This window comes from Methylomonas sp. BG-2 (assembly GCF_057766305.1).
Genome location: NZ_JBYMAP010000492.1, coordinates 1 through 1,209 on the forward strand (window position 1 = coordinate 1; position 1,209 = coordinate 1,209).

The 1,209-nt window shown below is 60.2% G+C and carries 2 protein-coding genes; one reads left to right on the plus strand and one right to left on the minus strand.

All coding sequences use genetic code 11. The features are described 5' to 3' along the window. Nucleotides 1–601, minus strand: a 601-nt coding sequence (locus AC3B8H_RS21545; protein WP_488443551.1) for a LysR family transcriptional regulator, incomplete at its 3' end; no start/stop codon positions are given. Between the two features lie 182 nt (nucleotides 602–783). Here AC3B8H_RS21545 and AC3B8H_RS21550 point away from each other — a divergent pair. Next, on the plus strand, nucleotides 784–1,209 hold a 426-nt coding region (locus AC3B8H_RS21550), incomplete at its 3' end, for a hypothetical protein (protein WP_488443552.1).

Consider the following 1,209-nt stretch of genomic DNA (forward strand, 5'->3'; position numbering starts at 1 on the left):
CCAGATCGGGGAAGCAGTTGGCGTGTTTGGCATAAAACGCCGGTCCCCAATCGACGTAGACGTAGTCTGGGTCGGGCCAACGTCGGTCCGGCTCGCTGGCCAGCAAGATCAAGGTTTCGTCGAACAAATGTTCGATCAGCAAGCCGGGGCTGTGTTGCGGGGTGTACATCATGCCGATGTCAATGCGGCCCTGAATCAGGCCGCGCATCAAGTCGTCCTCGAAACCGATTTCGCTACGAATGGCGATGTCCGGAATCGCCCTGCGTATCTCGCCTATCCAATCCGGCAGCACCGCTTGCCACAGTCCGACCCTGGCGCCGATCGCGACGCTGGCCCGAAACCGGCTGGGCAGGCCGATGTCGTGGCGGGCTTGTTCGAAGGTCAGCAGCAGGTTTTGCGCATGCGGTAGAAATCGCCGGCCTTGGCCGGTCAGCGTAGCGCCGGCGCGGTTGCGCACGAATAACGCCGCACCCAGCTCGGTTTCCAGGCGCTGAATGCGGATGCTGACCGTCGATTGGGTGACGTACAAACGGCCGGCGGCTTCCTGAAAGCTGCCATGAGCCGCCACGCTTAAGAAGGTCTTGATTTGATCCAGGTCCATGTCTTTATATTGATGTTTTCGATATTAAAGTCCAATTAAATTCGCTTGTCTAATGTTATGCGGCTTTTTATAGTGAGATACGACTGATTAGACAGCGATTCGCTGTTACTTGGCGAATGGCTTTCAGCGCGCCGTGTGCGGCCATCGTTCCGCGATATCCGATACTTTGGGGGAAAGCCGATATGTCCGATTTTGAAGCGACGACTCTGCCGAGAAACCCGCCGGGGCGAGGAGGTAAAACAGCGTTTAAAACAAGGAGCGCCAGGATTGCGTTGGTATTGGTCGGCTTCGCGCTGGTCGGCGGTTGTGCCGCGACCCGCGCGAAGCCGGCGGCGGGGTCGGGCGGGGTGCCGGCTTCGGTGTTGGTCGTACCGATGATCGCGCCGCCGCTGGAGATTTGGCCAGACCTGATCGAACAACGCCAACCGGCCTACCGCCATTTTCGACATCAAGCGCTGGATTTTCCGGTGCGCCGGGTGGGGTTTCGCTTGCCCGGCGGGATTTTAACCAGCGGCGCGCTGAGCGGGGATGAAGCGATCACCACGCCCGGCCCTGACTGGTCGCCGCTGCCGGCGCTGGCCGAGCAGGCTGCCCGAACGTTGCGCGTT